Genomic DNA, 19,911 nt, shown 5'->3' on the forward strand with positions numbered 1-19,911 from the left:
GTTCGATGACCCGCAAGCACCGCCTCGCCGCGCTCCTCCCGCTGCTGGCAAGCCTCGCCTCGCCGGGATCGGCGTGGGCCACCGACCTCGTCATCGGCACGGCGAGCGAACCCTCGGCGATGGACCCGCTGTTTTCCCGCACCGGGCCCAACCAGAACATCGCGATGCAGATCTTCGACCGGCTCGTCGAGACGGATGCGCATCTGGGCATGCATCCCAGCCTCGCCGAGAGCTGGGCGGCGCTTGATCCGACGACCTGGCGGGTCACCCTGCGCAAGGACGCCCGCTTCCAGGACGGCAAGCCGGTCACGGCCGACGATGTCGTGTTCTCGCTGGAGCGCGCCCGGAATGTCCCCAACAGCCCGGCGCCCTTCTCCAACAACGTCTCCGGCGTGGCTTCGGTCAAGGCGCTCGATGCGACGACGCTGGAGGTGAAGACCGATGTCCCGACGCCCGACCTGATGGAGAGGATCGGCTTCGTCTACATCCTCGAAAGGGCCGCTGCCGAGGGCAAGAGCCTGCAGGACTACAACAAGGGTGAGGGGCTGGTCGGCTCCGGCCCCTACAGGTTCAAGGAATGGGTGCCGGGGGACCGCGTGGTCCTCACGCGCAATGACGGCTATTGGGGGCAAAAACCCGCCTTCGAGACGGTGACGATCCGCTTCATTGCCAATGACGCCGCCCGGGTTGCGGCCTTACGCTCGGGTGCTGTGGATCTGATCGACGGCGTCCCGCCCGCCGATCTGCCCGTGCTGGAGAAGACCGCGGGGCTCAAGGTCCATGCGATCCCCTCGGCCCGGCTGATCTATCTGGCCCTCGACACGGCGCGCGAGGAAAGCCCCTTCGTCACCGACAAGGAGGGCAAGCCGCTGAAGCCGAACCCGCTTCGCGATCTGCGGGTGCGGCAGGCTCTCGCCAAGCTGATCAACGTGCCGGCGATCGTCGAGCGTCTGCTCAACGGGGCGGGCGTCCCGGCCGGCCAGCTCGTGCCGGACGGCGTGGCAGGCTTCGATCCCGCGCTCCAGCCCGTCGCCTACGACCTCGCCGGGGCCAAGGCGCTGCTGCAGCAGGCCGGGCTGAAGGACGGTTTCGGCATCACCATCCATTCCTCGAACGACCGCTTCGCCGGGGACAAGGACATCGCCCAGGCGATCGGCCAGATGTTCGCGCGCGGCGGCATCAAGGTGAACGGCGTCGTGACGCAGCCCTACAATGTCTATGCCGGCGCCGCGAGCCGGCAGAGTTTCTCCGCCTTCATCTTCTCCTTCGGCACGACGACGCCGACCGCCGGCCCCGGCCTGCGCAACCTGTTCATGACCGCCGATCCCAAGGCCGGAACCGGCGGCTTCAACCGCGCGCGCTATTCCAATCCGGGCTTCGACAAGGCGCTGGCGGAAGCGCTGACGCAGTTCGACGAGGGCAAGCGGATCGCCGCGATCCAGGCGGCGACGAAGATGGTCTTCGCCGAGCTGCCGGTGGTCCCGCTCTACTGGCAGAAGATCGCCTGGGCCTCGAAGGCCAACATCACCTATGAGCCGAACATGGCCGAGGACACCTCGGCGGCGCGCGCGGGACTGGCGAAATGAGCACCCTGTCGATGAAGGGCGGTGCTCCGGCCGCTTCCGAACGCTCGCCTGCGGCGGAGGCTGCCGGCGATGTCGTGACGCTGAAGGACGTGATGGTGACGATGCGGGACGGCATCCGGCTCGCCACCGACATCCATCTTCCGGCGCGGGACGGCCGCGCTCTCCCGGGTCCTTTTCCCGTCGTGATGGAGCGCACGCCCTATGGCAAGGCCGAGCGCTCGCGTGCCGAGATCGGCCGCGGCGAGGCCAGCCCGATGGCGCGCTCCGACGTGGCCGCCCATTTCGTCCGGGCCGGCTATGCGGTGGTCTATCAGGATTGTCGCGGCCGCTACGGCTCGGAAGGCGAGTTCGTCAAATACGTCTCCGATGCCGAGGATGGCTACGACACCTGCGCCTGGCTCGTCGCGCAGCCCTGGTGCAATGGCAAGATCGGCACGATGGGCCTGTCCTATGCCGCCCATACCCAGGCGGCGCTGGCCTCGCTGACGCCGCCTGGCCTTACCTGCATGATCCTCGATTCCGGCGGCTTCTCGAACGCCTTCCTCTGCGGCATCCGGCAGGGCGGTGCCTTCGAGCTCAAGCAGGCGACCTGGGCCTATAACCGGGCGCAGGAAAGCCCGGACGCGCTCGCCGACCCCGTCGTCGCCGCCGGCCTCGCGGCCGAGGACCTGCATGCCTGGTTCCGCGTGATGCCATGGAGCGAGGGTCGCTCGCCGGTGCGCTGGGTGCCCGAATACGAGACCTATCTGCTCGACCAGTGGCGCGCCGGGACCTTCGGCCCCGAATGGAAGCGGCCGGGCCTGTGGCTTGAAGGCTTCTACGACGCGGTTCCCGACATCCCGATCATGCTGATGTCGAGCTGGTACGACGTCTATGTGAAGACCACCTTCGACAATTTCGCCGGCTTGAGCGCAGCGGGCCGCCGCCACGTCAACGTCATCATGGGCCCCGGCCTGCACGGGAACCGCCAATCCACCTTTGCCGGCGATGTATCCTTCGGCGAGGCCGCGCCCTTCGATGGCAATGTCGGCGCGAACTGGCTCGATTTCCGCCGGCGCTGGTTCGATCGTTGGCTCAGGGACGAACCCAACGGCCTCGAGGCCGATCCCACCCTGCGCCTGTTCCTGATGGGCGGCGGCTCCGGCGAGAAGGACGCCGAGGGGCGGCTCGTGCAGGGCGGCCGCTGGATCGAGGCTTCGGCCTGGCCGCTGGCGGGCACGCAGCTGCAGGATTGGTATCTCCACGGCAATGGCGTGCTGTCGCAAGAGCAGCCGGCTCACGACGCCCCGCCCCTGAGCTATGATTTCGACCCGGCCGATCCGGTGCCGACCATCGGCGGCGCGCTGACGAGCGGCCAGCCGATCTTCGAGGGCGGCGGTTTCGACCAGCGCGAGGGGCCGCGCTTCTTCGGCTCGCGCGCTGCCGGCATGCCGCTGATCGCGCGCCGCGACGTGCTCGCTTTCGAGAGCTTGCCTCTGGAGCAGGACATGGCCGTGATCGGGCCGATCACGGTCGAGCTCTGGGTCGCCTCCGACGCGCCCGATACCGACTTCACCGCCAAGCTGGTCGACATGCATCCGCCCTCCGCGGACTACCCCACCGGCTTCGCGCTCAACCTGACGGACGGCATCTTCCGCTGCCGCTATCGCAACTCCTGGGAGAAGCCGGAGCCGATCGAAACGGAGGTTCCGTTCCGCATCACCATCGAGCCTTTCGCCACGGCGGCGCTGTTCAAGGCCGGGCATCGGATCAGGCTCGACATCTCCTCCTCGAACTTCCCGAAATTCGACGTCAATCCCAACACCTTCGATCCGGAAGGGCGAGGGCGCCGGCGGCGGATCGCCTGCAACACGGTCTTCTGCGACGGGCAGCGTGCCTCGCGGATCATCCTTCCGATCGTGCCGGTATCCTCGCTGCGCGACCTGTCGAGCATCGCGCGGTGATGGGGAGCATGTTCGAGCGGCGCAGCCTCGGGCTTGCCTGACGAAATTCAGTCGGCCCGCCAATTGAGTTCGACGGCGCTGCGCCCGACCGTGCGGTTGTAGCGGATGGCGGCCTGGATCGTCTCCTCGATGCCGGGGCGGTCGGAGCTGCGCGGGCAACCCGTCGTCTCATGCGGCAGGCCTTGCTGCGTCAGCCAGCCTTCCCAGGCGCGCTCCAGGGCGTCGAGGCTCCGCGCCGTCTGGAAGGGCTGCGACAGGTAGAAGCGCTGCTCCCGATCCGAGCCGGCATAGCAGTAGCGCCAATCGGCTGCCCAGGCCGCCTGCGACGGCAGCAGGATGGCCAGCAGAACAAAAACGGCTCTCGCCGCGCCCCTGCGGCCATGCCCGGCTCTTTCGAGCATTTTCGCCATCAGATCGTCCATGCTCATCGCCGTCAGCCCGCAGAGCCGCGTGCAGGGCAGGTCTCGTGCCATGTCCCGCAGCCTATCGCGGCAACCGGACGGGCGTAGGCCTATCCGCGGGTTTGGCTGGTCGGGATGCCGATAACGAGGGGTCGGGCAGGAGCGTGGGCGACCTCTCGGGGAACGGAAGCATGGGATCGTGTCGGGCGTGATTCGACATTCCGTGAAGCGAGCATCCCAATTTGAGGCCCGGCGTGGCCAGGTGCGGCGCGATCGAAGACGAGATCGATCCGGTCGATGTCGGCTTCGCCCGATAGCGGACAGTCGGTCCGGCGTTTGCAGTAGCCCTCTGAGATGGCCATATTAGCGTGGCTTACTCGGCAAGATTAACGCGATCTCGACCGTTGCCCTTTGCCCTATAGAGGGCATGATCGGCTCGCTCGATTAAAGACGGGAGGCCTTCATCCTCCCGCGCAATCGCGACGCCAAAACTGGCCGTCGGGTGCGCCTCACCCGCTACGGTATCAAATGCGATTTGTTTAAACGCTGTTCTTATCTCTTCCGCCAATTGGTAGGCAGAGGCGCTCGCGTTCGAAGGCAACAGGATTGCGAATTCTTCACCACCAAGACGCGCCATGATCGCATCGCCGGGCGCCTTCTGCTTGAGAACCTCGGAAAACCTCCGAATGATCAGGTCGCCGCCGCTATGGCCGAATAGATCGTTGATCGATTTGAAGTGGTCGAGATCAGTAAGGATCATGGCAGGCGGGTTGCCGGCCGTCCGCTCGGCTAACGCTCTTAGTGCGCGCGGTTCGAAGCCGCGGCGATTGAACAATCCGGACAGGGTGTCGATCAGTGCATCAGTCTTGATTTCATCCATCACGTCGCTTGCAATAACCGCAAGCACACCAACAGCAGTCATCGCGCAGATAAGAGCATCAGAAATCGAAACGACAAGCCAGTAGGAATCTTCGAACCGCTCGCCGGAGGCCCCTGACGCGATCAGGAAGAGCGGGCGAAGAAGATAGCCTGCGCAAGATACGAGTAACAACCCGAGGAGCACCTGCTCGACCGGCGAGCGGCGCGGCGCCCTCGCGACATCCCACAACATCACGAGGCTGAGCAGGGCCAGCCCAGAATTGAGGATGATGACGCGGGCGAGCAGGTTCGGTTCGATGAACTGATAATAGTAGAGCGGTCCGAGCGTGATCGCAGCGATAGCAAGGAGAGCGCCGTAGCGAGGCTGCCTTAAGCGCCGATTGGACAAGCCGATAGAGAGCAGCATGATCGCGAACAGGAGGAAGATGTTCGCCGAATATCGCAAAACCGGATTTTCAAGGGAGAAGGCAAAGTAGAAAATGCCGAAGCACAGCGACCGAATCCCATAGGATAGGCCGAGCACCCCTATATATTTCAGGGCGCGATTGTTTCGCCATATCGTTAGCAGTGCGATACAGAATATCGCAGCCATACTCGTGTTCAGCAAACCTATGACATTGTAATAGTTCATAGATCCAATCAGAAACGAAACTCCGGAACCCGGCTCGCGTGATCGGAGAGGTTGCCATGATCCCGGTAAAGGCGAAGTGAACGTCATCCCAAAGCGAACGACCGCTTGGGAGATGATCGAGTGCAGCACCGAGGGCGTTGCGGGCCTTCACGTCGGGAGGATTGGCCGTCCCGAGGGAAAACCGGATGTCCTGTGCCTTCGGGGAAATCGTCTTTTCAACGACCCTCTCACTGAGCGGAATCGCCGTTGGAGCCCGCTGACTGACAACGGGAAGCGCCTATCCGGAGATTGGAGATGCCCCGGCTTTCCTGCCAGCGCGGCGGCATGCCCGAGAAAGGCGACGAAGCCGTCCACGGTGTTGCTGTAGCTCTCAAAGGTGCTCGGCTTCCGGCCAGTCGCCTGCGCTTCCTTCCGCCAATCCGCAAGGATGCCTGTCAGGCTGGTCTTGCCGGCTGGCTTGGTAGTTTTAGGCTCCTCCGTTGGTTTCCATTCGGGGAACCGGGAAGCCCTCGGGGCGGGGCTATAGTCGCTCTCGGCATTCCGCTTGAGTTGCGCGGCGGCTTGCTCGGATGCTTCGCTGATGGCGACAAGGAGCCGCCCTCGGGGGCCGCTTCGATGTTGAGGCCATGTCGGGCCAGCAACTTATCCACCTCCGGACCAAGCCACTGCTCCAGCTTGCCAGCGTCGCGAGCCCCGCTCGATCCTAAGCCAGTGCTCCCGAACGGAAGGACTGCCGGGCTCGTCGGATAGTTCGGTTGTCAGCTCCAGATAGAAGACGCCGGCAAGGGCGATGACTTGCCTCTGTGCAGGGTTTCAGCCGGCGAGCGGAGCGCTCCCCAGTGCTTCTCAACCTCGGCCGCGATATTCGCGTGAAGAGCGCGGGCCTCGGTAGGGTCCTTTGTCCGGAGCGAACGAAGAGCCCCGCGTTTCCCAACGGTCGCCCGCAGGTCCTTTGGGACGACCCTGCGAAACCAATAGACCCCTGTTTTGGGATGCTTGAACGGCCGGGCCATTGCTAGGACCATGTGGATCACCCGGTCGTATCACTCGGGCGTCCACTAAGCCATTGATATCAGCTAAGGTGCTGACAAACCACCACTCTGGTAGATGAGTGGTGCCCAGGAGAGGACTCGAACCTCCACGCCCTTGCGAGCGCCAGCACCTGAAGCTGGTGCGTCTACCAATTCCGCCACCTGGGCAACGGCGGCTCGTTTACGGGGGGCTGATCGCGCTGTCAACGGCATCCGAAAAGAATTGTGTCGGCTTCGTCATGCGGCTGTTGAAAATCGCCGGTCCGCTGCGGCCCGGCCCACGCCGGAAAGCCGGCTTTCCCGGCTCTAGGCCCGCGATGGACCATGCATCCGCATGCCGGCATGGCCGTTCTGCGCTGCATCGCCGCAAAAGGGATTTCCACTTTCGCGGAACATGATCTAGGAGGGCAGAAGCATTCTAAACGGAGCTTTCCCGATGGCCCTTCAAGCCCCGGCTCAGCAACTCGTCACGGTCTTCGGCGGCTCCGGCTTCGTCGGGCGCCATGTGGTGCGTGCCCTGGTCAAGCGCGGCTACCGGGTGCGCGTCGCCGTGCGCCGGCCCGATCTCGCAGGCTTCCTGCAGCCGCTCGGCACGGTCGGCCAGATCCATGCCGTGCAGGCCAATCTGCGCTACCCGGCTTCGGTCGCTGCGGCGGTCAAGGGCGCGGATGCGGTCGTCAACCTCGTCGGCATCATGAACGAGCGCGGCCGGCAGAGCTTCGCTGCCGTCCAGGCCAACGGCGCGCGCACTGTGGCGCAGGCCTGCGCTGCGGCGGGGATCGACCGGCTGGTGCAGATCTCGGCGCTCGGCGCCGCTGCCGAATCGCGCTCGGCCTATGCTCGCACCAAGGCGGAAGGCGAGAGCGCCGTGCGCCATATCGTGCCGCGCGCGGTCATCCTGCGGCCCTCCGTGATGTTCGGCCCCGAGGACGATTTCTTCAATCGTTTCGCCTCCATGGCGCGGATGATGCCGGTCCTGCCGCTGGTCGGGGACGGCAGCGCCAAGCTCCAGCCGGCCTTCGTCGGCGATGTCGCCGAGGTCGTGGCGCGTGGGGTCGACGGTGCGCTGGAGCCCGGCCGGACTTATGAGCTCGGCGGGCCGGAGGTGATGAGCCTGCGCGAGCTCGTCGAGGATGTCTGCAAGGTCATCGGCCGCAAGCGCCTGATCCTGCCCTTGCCGCTGCCGTTGGCCGGAATCATGGCGCGGGTGCTGGAAGTGGTGGATACGCTGACGCTCGGGCTGCTGCCGAACGAGCTCAAGCTGACCCGCGACCAGGTGACGCTGCTCGGCAGCGACAATGTCGTCTCCGCGGCTGCGAAGGCGGAGGGGCGCGATTTCGCCGGCCTCGGCATCGCGCCGGTTTCGGTCGAGGTCGAGGTGCCGTCCTATCTCTGGCGCTTCCGCAAGACCGGCCAGTTCGACACGGCACGGGCGAGCTGATCGCGGCTCCCTGATTCGGGCGAGGAAGGCGATGCCGTTCGATCTCGTCATCTATGATTGCGACGGCACGCTGATCGACAGCGAGACGGTCTATAGCGAGGTCAGTCTCGCCTTGTGTCACGAGATCGGGCTGACGAGCTGGACGCTCGATGACTACGACACGCAGATGGTCGGCATTCCGCTCGCTGACGGCTTCAAGGTGATCGAGGCGGCGCTCGGCCGGCCGCTTCCCGCCGATTTCGAAGGCCGCGTCGAGGATGGCGTCGCCGCCCGTCTCGAACAGGAGTTGCGGGCGCTGCCCGGCGTGCACAGCGCTTTGGAGCGTCTCGTCGGGCGCCGCTGCGTTGCCTCCTCGACCAGCCTCGAGCCCTTGCGGCGCAACCTGGCGCTGGCCGGGCTGATCGAGCTGTTCGACCCGCATGTCTTCTCGGCCTCGCAGGTTGCGCGCGGCAAGCCGGCGCCGGACGTCTTCCTCTTCGCCGCCGCGGAGATGGGCGCAGAGCCGGCCCATTGCCTGGTGCTGGAGGATTCGGTCCCCGGCGTGCAGGCGGCGCGCGCGGCGGGAATGCGGGTCGCCGGCTTCACCGGCACGGCACGCGACAAGGCGGCGATGCGCGAGCGCCTGCTGGCGGCCGGCGCCGCCATCGTCGTGGACAGCTATGCGGATTGGCCAGGAGCGGTGGCTTCGCTCGCGGCCTGAGCGACCTTTTCAGCCCTCATCCTGAGGAGCCGCGCAGCGGCGTCTCGAAGGATGTTCGAGACGGCACTCTCCTCAGAGCCTCAGAGCATGCTCGGCAGCACGCGGTCCGGCGGCTTGTGGCCGTCCATGAAGGTCTTGATGTTGACGATGACCTTCTCGCCCATATCGGCGCGGCCTTCATGGGTGGCCGAGCCCATATGCGGGAGGACCACGACCTTGTGCTGGCGCGCGAGCTTGAGCAGGCGCGGATTGATCGCGGGCTCCTGCTCGAACACGTCGAGCCCGGCGCCGGCAAGCTCGCCGGCTTCCAGCATCCGGGCGAGCGCCGTCTCGTCGACGATCTCGCCGCGCGCGGTGTTCACCAGAATGGCATCGGGCTTCATCAGCTTGAGCCGCCGGGCCGAGAGCAGGTGATAGGTCGCCGGCGTATGCGGGCAGTTGACCGAGACGACGTCCATCCGCGCCAGCATCTGGTCGAGCGAATCCCAATAGGTCGCGCCGAGCTTCTCCTCGATGCGGGCATCGACCCGGCGGCGGTTATGGTAGTGGATCGACAGGCCGAAGGCGGCGGCGCGCTTCGCCACGGCCTGGCCGATCCGGCCCATGCCGACGATGCCGAGCCGCTTGCCGGTGATCCGCCTGCCGAGCATCCAGGTCGGCGACCAGCCGGCCCAATCGTCTTCGGGGATGACGCGAGCGCCTTCCGCGATGCGCCGCGCCACAGCGAGGATCAGCGCGATCGTCATGTCGGCGGTGTCGTCGGTGAGGACGCCCGGCGTATTGGTGACGGTGATGCCGCGCTGCACGGCGCTGGCGACGTCGATATTGTCCACGCCGTTGCCGAAATTGGCGATGAGCCTGAGCTGGTCGCCGGCCTGCGCGATCACGGCGGCGTCGATCTTGTCGGTCACGGTCGGCACCAGCACATCGGCGGTCTTCACCGCCTCGACCAGGGCGGCCTGCGACATCGGCTTGTCGTCGATGTTGAGCTGGGCGTCGAACAATTCGCGCATCCGGGTTTCCACCACGGCCGGCAGCTTCCGGGTCACCACGACCAGCGGCTTCTTCTTCGACATGGTGACTCCCCTTCCTGGTACGCCGGATTGACCGCTTCTCCTCAACCCACCGTTAACCGTGGTGGCTCAGGAATGGAGCGATCGTGCAGCCCGGCTCCTGTTTGTCTAGGCGGCGCGATGGCGGATGACAACTTGACCCTTCGCCTGAGAGCGGAGCGGGTCGCGTGGGAGAGCAGCCGATGCTGAGCTTGCGGATGAGATGCCTTGCCGTGGCGGGCTTTTTCATCGCCGCGATGGCAACGGGCGCGCAGGCTCAGGACATGCAGGCCGGTTCGGTGACGGGCCTGCCCGTGCCGCGCTATGTCAGCCTGAAGTCGGACCGGGTGAATCTGCGCGAAGGGCCGTCGAAGGAGCATCGCACGCGCTGGGTCTATCAGCGGGCCGGCTTGCCCGTGGAGGTCACGGCGGAATTCGAGACCTGGCGGCGCGTCCGCGATTCCGACGGAACCGAAGGCTGGGTGCTGCACAGCCTGCTTTCGGGGCGCCGGACGGCGCTGGTCGCACCCTGGTCGCGGAACAAGGCGGAGCTGTTTCCGATGCGCAGCGCGCCCGATGCCGACGCCACGGTCGTCGCCGAATTGCAGCCCGGGGTGGTGATCGGCGTCACCTCATGCGTCCGCGCCTGGTGCCGCGTCAGCATCCGTAACGTCACGGGCTATCTGCCGCAGGAACGGCTCTGGGGCGTTTATCCCAACGAAAACGTCGACTGAGGCCATCGGCCGCACCGTTTCGGGCGGGCATCGGCCGGAAAGCGCATCAGGGAGCCGGAAAGGGCGGCGGCTCAGTCGCCGATCTTGCGCAGCCGCACGACCACGTCGACATGGGAAATCTCGTAGCCCTCCGGCGGGGTGGGCAAGGTGGCGACGTCGATCTCCCGCGCGGGGATGTCGATGACGCGGTTCTCGCCTTCGACCACGAAATGATGGTGGTCATGGATCGCCGTGTCGAAATAGGTCTTGTTGCCGTCGATGACGAGCTCGCGCAGCAGCCCGGCTTCGGTGAACTGGCGCAGCGTGTTGTAGATCGTCGCCAGCGAGACCGGGATGCGTTCCTTCGCCGCCTCCTCATGCAGCATCTCGGCGCTGATATGCCGGTCGCCCTTGGCGAAAAGCACCCAGCCGAGCGAGACGCGCTGCCGTGTCGGCCGCAGGCCCACGCGGCGCAGCTTGTGGCGGACGTCATGGAACGGGCAACCCTGCCGCACGGTCGATCCATAGGCCTCGTCGCGGGAAACCTGGTCGCTCATGCCTCTGCTCTGCCCTTCTTGCTGCAACGGGCGTCCTGCGCTCCGCATCATCTGCATTCGATTGGAAATGTAGGACTTCGAACGAGGGCTCGCAAGCGCGGGCTCATGCCAGCATGCTGACAATCGCGCGGGTTGAGCTGCCCCGAGCGGGTCAGCGTGCCATGTGGGTGAATGTGCCTGCGCCCTTTCGTTCCCGGCGTCGGGCATGTTAGGCACGCAGGCGATATCCACCGGTCGAATGCGGCCGAGACAAGGCAACGGAGCGGGAATGCAGCGTCAATCGTCTTTCAGCTACGAGGAGATCCTCGCTTGTGGCCGCGGGGAACTGTTCGGGCCGGGCAATGCGCAACTCCCGCTGCCGCCGATGCTGATGTTCGACCGTATCACAGAGATCACCGAAGAGGGCGGCGCCCACGGCAAGGGCGGTGTCCGCGCCGAATTCGACATCAAGCCGGACCTCTGGTTCTTCGACTGCCACTTCAAGGGCGATCCGGTGATGCCGGGTTGCCTCGGCCTCGACGCGCTCTGGCAGCTCACCGGCTTCTTCCTCGGCTGGCTCGGCCTGCCGGGGCGGGGCAGGGCGCTCGGCGTCGGCGAGGTCAAGTTCGCCGATCAGGTGCTGCCGAGCGTCAAGCGCGTGGTCTACGGCGTCGACTTCAAGCGCGTCTTCAAGTCGAAGCTCGTCCTCGGCATCGCCGATGGCTGGCTGGAAGCCGATGGCAAGCGCATCTACACTGTCAGCGACATGCGCGTCGGGCTGTTCAAGCCCGAAGCGGCCTGAGGAAAAACGCAGCCCGACCTTGCGTCCGGCGGCCTTACGGTCCATTTGCGCGATTGAGAATCCTGAGCGGCGAGGCCTGCCTCGCCGTGGGTGGAGAGCTGGAGTGAAGCGAGCATGAGACGCGTCGTCGTCACCGGGATGGGCATCGTCTCGTCCATCGGCAACAACACGCAGGAGGTCCTGGCCTCGCTGCACGAGGCGAAATCGGGCATCGCCTTCGCCCAGGACTTTGCCGAGCATGGCTTCCGCAGTCAGGTCGCCGGGGCCCCGTCTCTCGATCCCGCGACGGTACTCGATCGGCGCGCCATGCGCTTCCACGGCGGTGGCTCGGCCTGGAACCAGGTGGCGATGGAGCAGGCGATCGTCGATGCCGGCCTGGAGCCGGCCGAGATCAGCAACGAGCGCACCGGCATCATCATGGGCTCGGGCGGCCCCTCCACGCGCGCGCTGATCGACGCTTATGACAAGGCGCGCGAGAGCGGCTCGTCGAAGAAGGTCGGCCCCTTCGCAGTGCCCAAGGGCATGTCCTCGACCGCCTCGGCCACGCTCGCGACCTGGTTCAAGATCAAGGGCGTCAACTATTCGATCTCCTCGGCCTGCGCGACCTCCAATCACTGCATCGGCAACGCCTATGAGCTGATCCAGTGGGGCAAGCAGGATGTGATCTTCGCCGGCGGCTGCGAGGAGCTGGACTGGACGCTCTCCGTCCTGTTCGACGCCATGGGCGCGATGTCCTCCGACTTCAATGCGACCCCGGCTCGCGCCTCGCGGGCCTATGATGTGGCGCGCGACGGCTTCGTCATCGCCGGCGGCGCCGGCGTCGTCGTGCTGGAGGAGCTGGAGCACGCCAAGGCCCGCGGCGCCAAGATCTATGGCGAGATCGTCGGCTATGGCGCGACCTCGGACGGCTACGACATGGTTGCGCCGTCGGGCGAGGGCGCGGAGCGCTGCATGCGCATGGCGCTGCAGGGCGTCAACGCGAAGGTCGACTACATCAACCCGCACGGTACCTCGACGCCGGTCGGCGACGCCAAGGAGATCGAGGCGATCCGCGCGGTCTTCGGCGCCGGCGACAAGAGCCCGCCGATCTCGGCGACGAAGTCGCTCACCGGTCATTCGCTCGGCGCCACCGGCGTGCAGGAGGCGATCTACTCGCTGCTGATGCTCAACAACGACTTCATCTGCGAGAGCGCCCATATCGACGAGCTCGACCCCGCCTTCGCCGACATGCCGATCGTGCGCAAGCGCATCGACAATGCCGGCCTCGGCTGCGTGCTCTCCAACTCCTTCGGCTTCGGCGGCACCAACGCCACCATCGTCATGAAGCGCCTGGAGGCGTGAGGGCGCCATGCTCCCCCTGATGCAGAACAAGCGCGGCCTCGTCATGGGGGTCGCCAATCAGAACTCGATTGCCTGGGGCATCGCCAAGACCCTCCACGCCCATGGCGCCGAACTCGCTTTCACCTATCAGGGCGAAGCGCTGGGCAAGCGTGTGAAGCCGCTGGCGCAGAGCATCGGCTCGGACCTCGTCATCCCCTGCGATGTCGAGGACATCGCCTCGGTCGATGCGACCTTCGCCAAGCTCGATGAGGCCTGGGGCGGCGATCCCGAGCGGAATACGCTCGATTTCCTCGTCCACGCCATCGGCTTCTCCGACAAGAACGAGCTCAAGGGCCTCTACGCCGACACCAGCCGCGAGAATTTCTCGCGCACCATGGTGATCTCCTGCTTCTCCTTCACCGAGGCGACGAAGCGGGCGGCGGAGCGCATGCCGCATGGCGGCAGCATCATCACGCTGACCTATGGCGGCTCGATGCGCCTCATGCCGAACTACAACGTCATGGGCGTCGCCAAGGCGGCGCTGGAGGCGAGCGTGCGCTACCTCGCCGGCGACTACGGCCCGCGTGGCATCCGCGTCAACGCGCTCTCACCCGGGCCCGTCCGTACGCTTGCCGGCGCCGGCATCTCCGATGCGCGCGCCATGCTGTCCTGGCAGAGGGCGAATTCGCCGCTGCGCAAATCGGTGACGCTCGACGAGATCGGCGGCTCTGCGCTGTATTATCTCTCCGACCTCTCCGGCGGCGTGACCGGCGACGTCCATCATGTCGATGCGGGCTATCACATCACCTCGATGCCGGTTCTCGAGAGCCTGCGCGCCGCCGACCAGGGCGAGGCCTGAGGCGAGGCGCAAAGGCGAGGCTGTCGATGCGGCGGGAGGCCATCTATCGGCGCTGGCTCGAGAACGAGAGATTGCTGTTGCTCTGGCCGCATCCCGCGACCTATCAAATCCTGCCGAAGAGAGCCCTCGAGCCTGAACAGGTCGAGGATCTACGCCGTTTCCTTTCGCAGCAGGCCGGAACCTGAGCTCCCGGGCGAGGTTTCCGGTTTTTGAACGGAGGTTGCCATGCCGATCGTCAGGTATGAAGTCGTCGAGCATGATGGTGGCTGGGCCTATAAGGTTGGCGACGTTCTGTCGGAAACCTTTCGCTCGCATGAGGCCGCGCTGAAGGCGGCCACCTCGGCCGCGGCTCGCCAGACGCTCGCCGGCAACACGGACGGGATCGTCTATCAGGACGGGGACGGCCGGTGGCACGAGGAACTGGCGGATGGCCGCGACCGGCCTTCGACGCAGGTCATCGACGAAAGCTGAGCCTGTTGCCACGCCTCAGCGCGAGGTGAAGAAGGTCAGCAGCACCTTGTTCTTCTCGCCGAGCAGGCAGAGGAAGCGGCGCGGCTTGTCCGAGCGGTCGGTCCGCAGATAGGCCTCGGCCATGACGATGCGCGTCACCGGGATCGCCTCGATCTTCGATTCCGACACGGCGACGGTGGCGCCGTCCTCGTCGATATAGATGTCCTTGATATCCGGTTCCTTCGCGGACACCGCCTGCAGGGCCGCGCTCTTGCAGGTCGCGATCTCCGGCGTCGCCGGCTTGGTGCCGGGCGGAACCTCCTGCGCCGAGGCAGATGCGGCGGCCAGCAGCGTGGCGAGAACGGCAAGCGGAGCGAAACGGTTCATGCAGAGGCACTCACGATGAAAGGTGAGTGCTGAACGCGCGAACAGGGCCGCGGTTCATAAAGCGTGCCCGGCACGCGCTGTCGCGTGTGCCGGGCGATGGTGGAGTTCGGCCGCCTTACAGCCCCAGCTTCTTCTTGCGCTGGCCGAGCGTGCGCAGGCGCAGCGCGTTGAGCTTGATGAAGCCGGCCGCATCGCGATGGTCGTAGGCGACCGCGCCCTCTTCGAAGGTGACGAGGTCCTGGTCATAAAGCGAGTACGGGCTGGAGCGGCCGATGACATGGACGCCGCCCTTGTAGAGCTTGAGGCGGACTTCGCCGGCGACGAACTCCTGGCTCTTGTCGATCAGCGCCTGCAGCATCTCGCGCTCGGGCGAGTACCAGAAGCCGTTATAGATCAGCTCGGCATATTTCGGCATAATCTCGTCCTTGAGATGCGCCGCGCCGCGGTCGAGCGTAATCGACTCGATCGCGCGATGGGCGACATGCAGGATCGTGCCGCCGGGCGTCTCGTACATGCCGCGCGACTTCATGCCGACGAAGCGGTTCTCGACCAGGTCGAGCCGGCCGATGCCATTGTCGCGGCCGAGATCGTTGAGCTTGGCGAGCAGCGTCGCCGGGGAGAGCTTCTGGCCGTCGATGGAGACCGCGTCGCCCTTCTCGAAGCCGATGGTGATGACGGTCGGCTTGTCCGGCGCTTCCTCCGGCGAGATCGTGCGCGAGAACACATAATCCGGCACTTCCTCGTTCGGGTCCTCGAGCACGCGGCCTTCCGAGGAGGCGTGCAACAGGTTGGCGTCGACGGAGAAGGGCGCCTCGCCGCGCTTGTTCTTCGCGATCGGGATCTGGTGCTGCTCGGCGAAGGCGATGAGCTGCTCGCGCGAGCGCAAATCCCATTCGCGCCAGGGCGCGATCACGGCGATGTCGGGCTTCAGTGCATAGGCGGTCAGCTCGAAGCGGACCTGGTCGTTGCCCTTGCCGGTGGCGCCATGGGAGACGGCGTCGGCGCCGACCTTCTCGGCGATCTCGATCAGGCGCTTGGCGATCAGCGGCCGCGCAATCGAGGTTCCCAGCAGATAGACGCCCTCATAGAGCGCATTCGCCCGGAACATCGGGAAGACGAAGTCGCGCACGAATTCCTCGCGCAGATCCTCGATGAAGATGTTCTCGGGCTTGATGCCGAGCAGCAGCGCCTTGTCGCGCGCCGGGCCCAGCTCCTCGCCCTGGCCGAGATCGGCGGTGAAGGTCACGACCTCGCATCGATAGGTGGTCTGCAGCCATTTGAGGATGATCGAGGTGTCGAGACCGCCGGAATAGGCGAGAACGACCTTCTTCACGCTGCTGTCAGCCATCTGTGTCACATTCCTGCTAGAGCATTTTCGAGCGGAGTGGGTATCGATCCGCGTGAAGAAAATGCGACAAAACAACGACCTAGAGCATTTTCGCGGTTCGAAGAAGCGCGGAAATGTTCCAGCGGCCGCTCGGGCCGCGTTTCGGACGCAATGGCGCACTATCGCAGCCATCGGGGCGACGCAATCGGAACCTTCTGATCGATCTCGCGTCGTTCCGTGATGGATCGGTGCCGTCAGGCGCCGGTGGGTATCGCCGCGCGCCCTTTCGCGGTGCTTGCAGTCGTATCCCGAAGGGCGCAGGCTCGCTCGGGCGCGACACGACATGACCACCTAATTCGGAGGCTGAATGCCGAATCGTCCCGTTCTGGACTTCTGGTATGAGTTCGCGTCGCCCTATTCCTGCCTGAGCGCCCTGAGAATCGAGCAATTGGCCGAAAATGCCGGCGTCGAGCTGCGCTGGCGCCCCTTCCTGCTGGGCCCGATCTTCGCGGCCCAGGGCTGGACCACCTCGCCCTTCGCGCTCTATCCGAGCAAGGGTCGCTATATGTGGCGCGACACGGCCAGGCGCGCCGGCCGGCAGGGCATCACGATGGTCAAGCCCGAGAATTTTCCGCAGAATTCGCTGACCGCGGCCCGGCTGGCTCTCGCCGGGCGGGATGGTGGCTGGACGCCGGCCTTCTCCAAGGCCCTCTTCCGGGCCCAGTTCTGCGAAGGCCGCAACATCGCCGAGGAGGCCGTGCTCAGCGCCGCCTTGAAGGAGGCGGGCGGCGATCCTGGCAGCGCGTTGTCCCTCTCGCGCAGCGAAGAGGTGAAGGGCCGCCTGCGCGCGGAGATCGAGTACGCCAAGTCGATCGGCATCTTCGGCGCGCCCTTCTTCGTCACGGGGGACAACGAGCTGTTCTGGGGCGACGACCGCCTCGAGGAAGCGCTCGACTGGGCTCGCGATGGCCGCTGAGGCTGCTGGCCTCACGCGCCGCGGCGCATTCGTCGCGGCAGCAGGTCTCCTCTTCGCCCCCGCGGCCTTGGCACGGCCGCGCCTGCCGGGGGACGAGCCGCGCTATGACGCGCGCGAGATCGGCGCCGTGCCGAACGAGCAGGCGATCGGGCGCCGCTACTGGGCTCCGGGGCTGAATGACGGTTTCGTGCCGCAAGGACTCACGGTTTTCCGCGACGAGATCCTCGTCGCCGCCTACCGGAGCGAGGCGCTGGAGCAGGATAATGGCCCGGCCCGCATCTTTCGCCTCGCGCGCAGGGACGGACGCCTCCTCGGCAGCTTCGCCTTGCCGGCCACCTACGGCCATCCCGGCGGCCTCGCGGTGCTCGGGGAGACCGTCTTCGTCGCCAATTCCGGGCGGCTGCTGTCGCTCGATTTTGCGCGTTCCTGCGACACCGGCGAATGCGTCCCGCTCGGCGAAAGGCTGATCGACAAGACGATGGGGCCGTCCTTTCTGGCCGCGTCCGGCGGGATGCTCTGGTTCGGAGCCTTTCGCCGCACGGGCGCGCCCAGCCTCTACGCCGTGCCGGCGGAGCGCCTCCTGCCCGGCGACGAAAAGCCCGTGGAGCCGGGGGATGCGACGCTGACCCTGCCGCTGCCGCAGATCGTGCAGGGCGCCACCTTCGATCGGAAGGGCGACCTCTGGCTCTCGCAGAGCGCCGGAAACAGGCCGGCTTTTCTCTCGCGTCTCGATCCGAAGACCGGCGCGGTGCTGGCGCGCTATCCGGCCCCCGGCGGCATCGAGGATCTGGGCTGCGCTCCCGATGGCAAGCTCTGGGCGGTGAGCGAAGCGGGCTCGAAGCGCTGGAGCCGCTGGGACACCTTCTACCCGCTCGTCTTCGAGATCGATCCGGGCAAGCTTACCGCCTGATCAGCCCGCTGCGGGCCCCTGCGGCGGGCGCGACCACGGCCCGCGCGCGACGCTCTCCTCGACCATGGTCGGCAGGTCCTGGCGCTCGGCGAGCTTCGGCGGGTGCGGCGGCATCGCCGGCATGCGCCCGCCTGCGGTCTCGATCAGCGCCTGCACGCGCTTGGTGACGGAAGGGTGGGTCGAGAACAGGTCGGCGAAATCGTCCGGATCGTTCTCGAAGCACATGTCCATCACGCCGGAGGGCACGCCGTCGATATCGGCCCGGCCCGAGATCTTGAGCAGGGCCGAGATCATCGCGTCGGGGTTCTTGGTCAACTCCACCGCCCCGGCATCGGCGAGATATTCCCGCGAGCGCGACAGCGAGAGGCGGATCAGGATGGCCAGGAACCAGGAGATCGCGATCACCGCGACGCCGACGAGGACGGCGAGCCCGTTGCCCTTCTTGGAATCGTCCGACGACATCCTGATGCGGCTGCGGCCGAAGCCGCGGAAGATCATCTCGCCGACGAAGGAGATCACGCCGGCGATCACCACGGCGACGACCATCAGCCGGACGTCGCCATTGCGGATATGCGTCAGCTCATGCGCCAGCACGGCCTCGACCTCCCGGTCGTCGAGCTGCGCCAGCAGGCCGCTGGTGACGGTCACGGTGAACTGCTTGTCGTTGACGCCGCTGGCGAAGGCGTTGAGGGCATCGCTCTGCATGATCGCGAGCCTGGGCATCGGCAGGCCACGTGAGATGCAGAGATTCTCGAGCATCCGGTAGAGCTTGGGGTTCTCCGCCTGGGTGATGCCCTGCGAGCCTGTCACCGCCCCGATCAGCGCGACGTTCATGCGAAAGCCGATGAAGACCCACAGGATCGTCGCCAGCGTGACGAACGGAAACCACGACAGGAAGATGCGGTTCGCTTCCGAGAAGGCGCTGCGGCCATAGGGCACGCCGCCATAGCCATAGGCGACGAGCAGCAGCCCCCAGGTCGTGAGATAGACCAGCAGGAAGAGCCCGGCGATCAGGAAATTGGACCTGATCCGGTTGTTGCGCTGATGGGTGTAGAGCCCGAAGGCCTGCGCCATCGCTGCCGCTCCCTAAAGCATGTCGCGCAAAACTGCGCAGCGGTTTTGTGAAAACGACATGCGAAACACCAAAGACCTGAGACGCAGGAGCGAATCCGCATGGCGCGTGACGCGCTTCGGGCCGTAAGCGCCTGCCTTCCGTCAGAACTTCACGCTGGGGGCGACCTCGATCTGGGCCCGGGTTTCCGGGCCGACATCGAAGAACTCGCGCTGGGTGAAGCCCATCTGCGGCGCGAACAGCACGGCGGGGAAGGCCTGGATCGCGGCATTGAACTCGCCGACCGCATTGTTGAAGAAGCGCCGCGCCGCCGCGAGCTTGTCCTCGACATTGCCGAGATCGACCTGGAGCTGCTGGAAATTGGCTGATGCCTTGAGGTCGGGATAGGCCTCGCCCAGCGCCAGCAGCCGCCCGACCGCGCCGGAGAGCTGCTGCTCGGCTGCAGCTTTGTCATGGACGCTGCTCGCGCCCTGCGCCGCGTTGCGGGCGGCGATCACGGCATCCAGCGTCGATTTCTCGTGGGTTGCGTAGCCCTTCACCGTCTCGACGAGGTTCGGGATCAGGTCGTGCCGCTGCTTGAGCTGGACGTCGATGTCGGCGAAGGCCTGGTTGACGCGCTGCCGCATCGCGACGAGCCCGTTATAGGTCATCACCGCATAGATCGCGAGGACGACGATCAGCCCCAGAATGATCCAGCCCATGAAGCGTTCTCCCCAAGCCCGTGCCCTGTCGGCGCCAGACTGGCACGAAACCCGCTGCGCGCGAAACCCGCGCCCTTCATCTTGATCTTGACGCCGCGTGACCTGTGTGACGGCGCCGCTTAGCGATCATGGAAAGCGTTGCGCAGCCGCTCTCGCCCGGTGGCCCTTGCTCTCGCGCGGAGCTTGCATTAAAT

At 66.0% G+C, this 19,911-nt stretch carries 20 protein-coding genes and 1 tRNA gene; 11 read left to right on the forward strand and 10 right to left on the reverse strand.

Going from position 1 to position 19,911, the window contains the following annotated elements:
- Positions 1 to 5 precede the first annotated feature (5 nt).
- Together IED13_RS21800 and IED13_RS21805 are read left to right on the forward strand one after the other, a co-directional pair.
- Entirely contained in the window at positions 6 to 1,586 is a 1,581-nt protein-coding gene (locus IED13_RS21800) for an ABC transporter substrate-binding protein (RefSeq protein WP_191125445.1), read from the forward strand.
- On the forward strand, positions 1,583 to 3,529 hold the full coding sequence (locus IED13_RS21805; protein WP_248312708.1) for a CocE/NonD family hydrolase: 1,947 nt from the start codon (positions 1,583 to 1,585) through the stop codon (positions 3,527 to 3,529). Before IED13_RS21800 ends, IED13_RS21805 begins: the two co-directional genes overlap by 4 nt.
- Positions 3,530 to 3,576: 47 nt before the next feature.
- Here the strand turns inward: IED13_RS21805 and IED13_RS21810 are convergent, their stop codons facing one another.
- From IED13_RS21810 to IED13_RS21820, 4 genes are all read right to left on the reverse strand, one after another.
- On the reverse strand, positions 3,577 to 4,002 hold the full coding sequence (locus IED13_RS21810; protein WP_191125446.1) for a hypothetical protein: 426 nt from the start codon (positions 4,000 to 4,002) through the stop codon (positions 3,577 to 3,579).
- Positions 4,003 to 4,303: 301 nt separating this feature from the next.
- Complete coding sequence (locus IED13_RS21815) at positions 4,304 to 5,440, reverse strand: GGDEF domain-containing protein (RefSeq protein WP_113252872.1); 1,137 nt, start codon at positions 5,438 to 5,440, stop codon at positions 4,304 to 4,306.
- 758 nt (positions 5,441 to 6,198) lie between these two features.
- The gene (locus tag IED13_RS29275) at positions 6,199 to 6,465 is read right to left on the reverse strand and encodes a DUF6538 domain-containing protein (protein ID WP_318652304.1); all 267 of its coding nucleotides are present in this window, start codon (positions 6,463 to 6,465) and stop codon (positions 6,199 to 6,201) included.
- Positions 6,466 to 6,552: 87 nt separating this feature from the next.
- Positions 6,553 to 6,639, reverse strand: a tRNA-Leu gene (locus IED13_RS21820).
- A gap of 268 nt (positions 6,640 to 6,907) precedes the next feature.
- On the opposite strand from IED13_RS21820, the gene IED13_RS21825 reads away from it, so the two are divergent.
- Together IED13_RS21825 and IED13_RS21830 are read left to right on the forward strand one after the other, a co-directional pair.
- Positions 6,908 to 7,912: a complex I NDUFA9 subunit family protein gene (locus tag IED13_RS21825; protein WP_038357720.1), complete on the forward strand. Its 1,005-nt coding sequence runs from the start codon at positions 6,908 to 6,910 to the stop codon at positions 7,910 to 7,912.
- A 31-nt stretch (positions 7,913 to 7,943) separates the two neighbouring features.
- Positions 7,944 to 8,612, forward strand: a complete 669-nt coding sequence (locus tag IED13_RS21830; RefSeq protein WP_112764802.1) for an HAD family hydrolase — start codon at positions 7,944 to 7,946, stop codon at positions 8,610 to 8,612.
- An 80-nt stretch (positions 8,613 to 8,692) separates the two neighbouring features.
- Here IED13_RS21830 and IED13_RS21835 read toward each other — a convergent pair whose 3' ends face one another.
- Positions 8,693 to 9,688 carry a 2-hydroxyacid dehydrogenase gene (locus IED13_RS21835; RefSeq protein ID WP_038357724.1) on the reverse strand — a complete coding sequence of 332 codons (996 nt, stop codon included), beginning with the start codon at positions 9,686 to 9,688 and terminating at the stop codon, positions 8,693 to 8,695.
- Positions 9,689 to 9,882: 194 nt separating this feature from the next.
- On the opposite strand from IED13_RS21835, the gene IED13_RS21840 reads away from it, so the two are divergent.
- Positions 9,883 to 10,398 carry an SH3 domain-containing protein gene (locus IED13_RS21840; protein ID WP_112764829.1) on the forward strand — a complete coding sequence of 172 codons (516 nt, stop codon included), beginning with the start codon at positions 9,883 to 9,885 and terminating at the stop codon, positions 10,396 to 10,398.
- Between the two features lie 71 nt (positions 10,399 to 10,469).
- Here the strand turns inward: IED13_RS21840 and irrA are convergent, their stop codons facing one another.
- Positions 10,470 to 10,934 (reverse strand): iron response transcriptional regulator IrrA, encoded by a 465-nt coding sequence (gene irrA / locus IED13_RS21845; RefSeq protein ID WP_191125447.1) that lies wholly within the window; start codon positions 10,932 to 10,934, stop codon positions 10,470 to 10,472.
- 268 nt (positions 10,935 to 11,202) lie between these two features.
- On the opposite strand from irrA, the gene fabA reads away from it, so the two are divergent.
- The 4 genes from fabA to IED13_RS21865 all read left to right on the forward strand — a co-directional run bounded on the left by fabA (position 11,203) and on the right by IED13_RS21865 (position 14,365).
- A complete protein-coding gene (gene fabA, locus IED13_RS21850; RefSeq protein ID WP_038357728.1) occupies positions 11,203 to 11,715 on the forward strand; it encodes a 3-hydroxyacyl-[acyl-carrier-protein] dehydratase FabA in 513 nt (170 codons plus the stop codon).
- A gap of 114 nt (positions 11,716 to 11,829) precedes the next feature.
- Positions 11,830 to 13,056, forward strand: coding sequence for a beta-ketoacyl-ACP synthase I (gene fabB / locus IED13_RS21855; protein WP_142023371.1), 1,227 nt, complete (start codon positions 11,830 to 11,832; stop codon positions 13,054 to 13,056).
- Positions 13,057 to 13,063: 7 nt separating this feature from the next.
- Positions 13,064 to 13,894, forward strand: coding sequence for an enoyl-ACP reductase FabI (gene fabI / locus IED13_RS21860; RefSeq protein WP_133565854.1), 831 nt, complete (start codon positions 13,064 to 13,066; stop codon positions 13,892 to 13,894).
- A gap of 225 nt (positions 13,895 to 14,119) precedes the next feature.
- Positions 14,120 to 14,365 (forward strand): DUF2188 domain-containing protein, encoded by a 246-nt coding sequence (locus IED13_RS21865; protein ID WP_112764807.1) that lies wholly within the window; start codon positions 14,120 to 14,122, stop codon positions 14,363 to 14,365.
- Positions 14,366 to 14,380: 15 nt separating this feature from the next.
- On the opposite strand, the gene IED13_RS21870 is transcribed toward IED13_RS21865, so the two are convergent.
- Together IED13_RS21870 and IED13_RS21875 are read right to left on the reverse strand one after the other, a co-directional pair.
- On the reverse strand, positions 14,381 to 14,731 hold the full coding sequence (locus tag IED13_RS21870; protein WP_191125448.1) for a hypothetical protein: 351 nt from the start codon (positions 14,729 to 14,731) through the stop codon (positions 14,381 to 14,383).
- Between the two features lie 115 nt (positions 14,732 to 14,846).
- A complete protein-coding gene (locus tag IED13_RS21875) occupies positions 14,847 to 16,079 on the reverse strand; it encodes an argininosuccinate synthase (RefSeq protein WP_038357736.1) in 1,233 nt (410 codons plus the stop codon).
- Positions 16,080 to 16,425: 346 nt separating this feature from the next.
- On the opposite strand from IED13_RS21875, the gene IED13_RS21880 reads away from it, so the two are divergent.
- Positions 16,426 to 17,034 (forward strand): 2-hydroxychromene-2-carboxylate isomerase, encoded by a 609-nt coding sequence (locus IED13_RS21880; protein ID WP_191125449.1) that lies wholly within the window; start codon positions 16,426 to 16,428, stop codon positions 17,032 to 17,034.
- Entirely contained in the window at positions 17,024 to 17,944 is a 921-nt protein-coding gene (locus IED13_RS21885) for an NHL repeat-containing protein (protein WP_191125450.1), read from the forward strand. Before IED13_RS21880 ends, IED13_RS21885 begins: the two co-directional genes overlap by 11 nt.
- On the opposite strand, the gene IED13_RS21890 is transcribed toward IED13_RS21885, so the two are convergent.
- Positions 17,945 to 19,018 (reverse strand): M48 family metallopeptidase, encoded by a 1,074-nt coding sequence (locus IED13_RS21890; protein ID WP_191125451.1) that lies wholly within the window; start codon positions 19,016 to 19,018, stop codon positions 17,945 to 17,947.
- A 141-nt stretch (positions 19,019 to 19,159) separates the two neighbouring features.
- Positions 19,160 to 19,717 carry a LemA family protein gene (locus tag IED13_RS21895; RefSeq protein ID WP_038357742.1) on the reverse strand — a complete coding sequence of 186 codons (558 nt, stop codon included), beginning with the start codon at positions 19,715 to 19,717 and terminating at the stop codon, positions 19,160 to 19,162.
- Between the last annotated feature and the right edge of the window lie 194 nt (positions 19,718 to 19,911).

The sequence above is a fragment of the Allobosea spartocytisi genome, assembly GCF_014764685.1.
In the GTDB taxonomy this organism is placed as follows: Bacteria; Pseudomonadota; Alphaproteobacteria; order Rhizobiales; family Beijerinckiaceae; genus Allobosea; species Allobosea spartocytisi.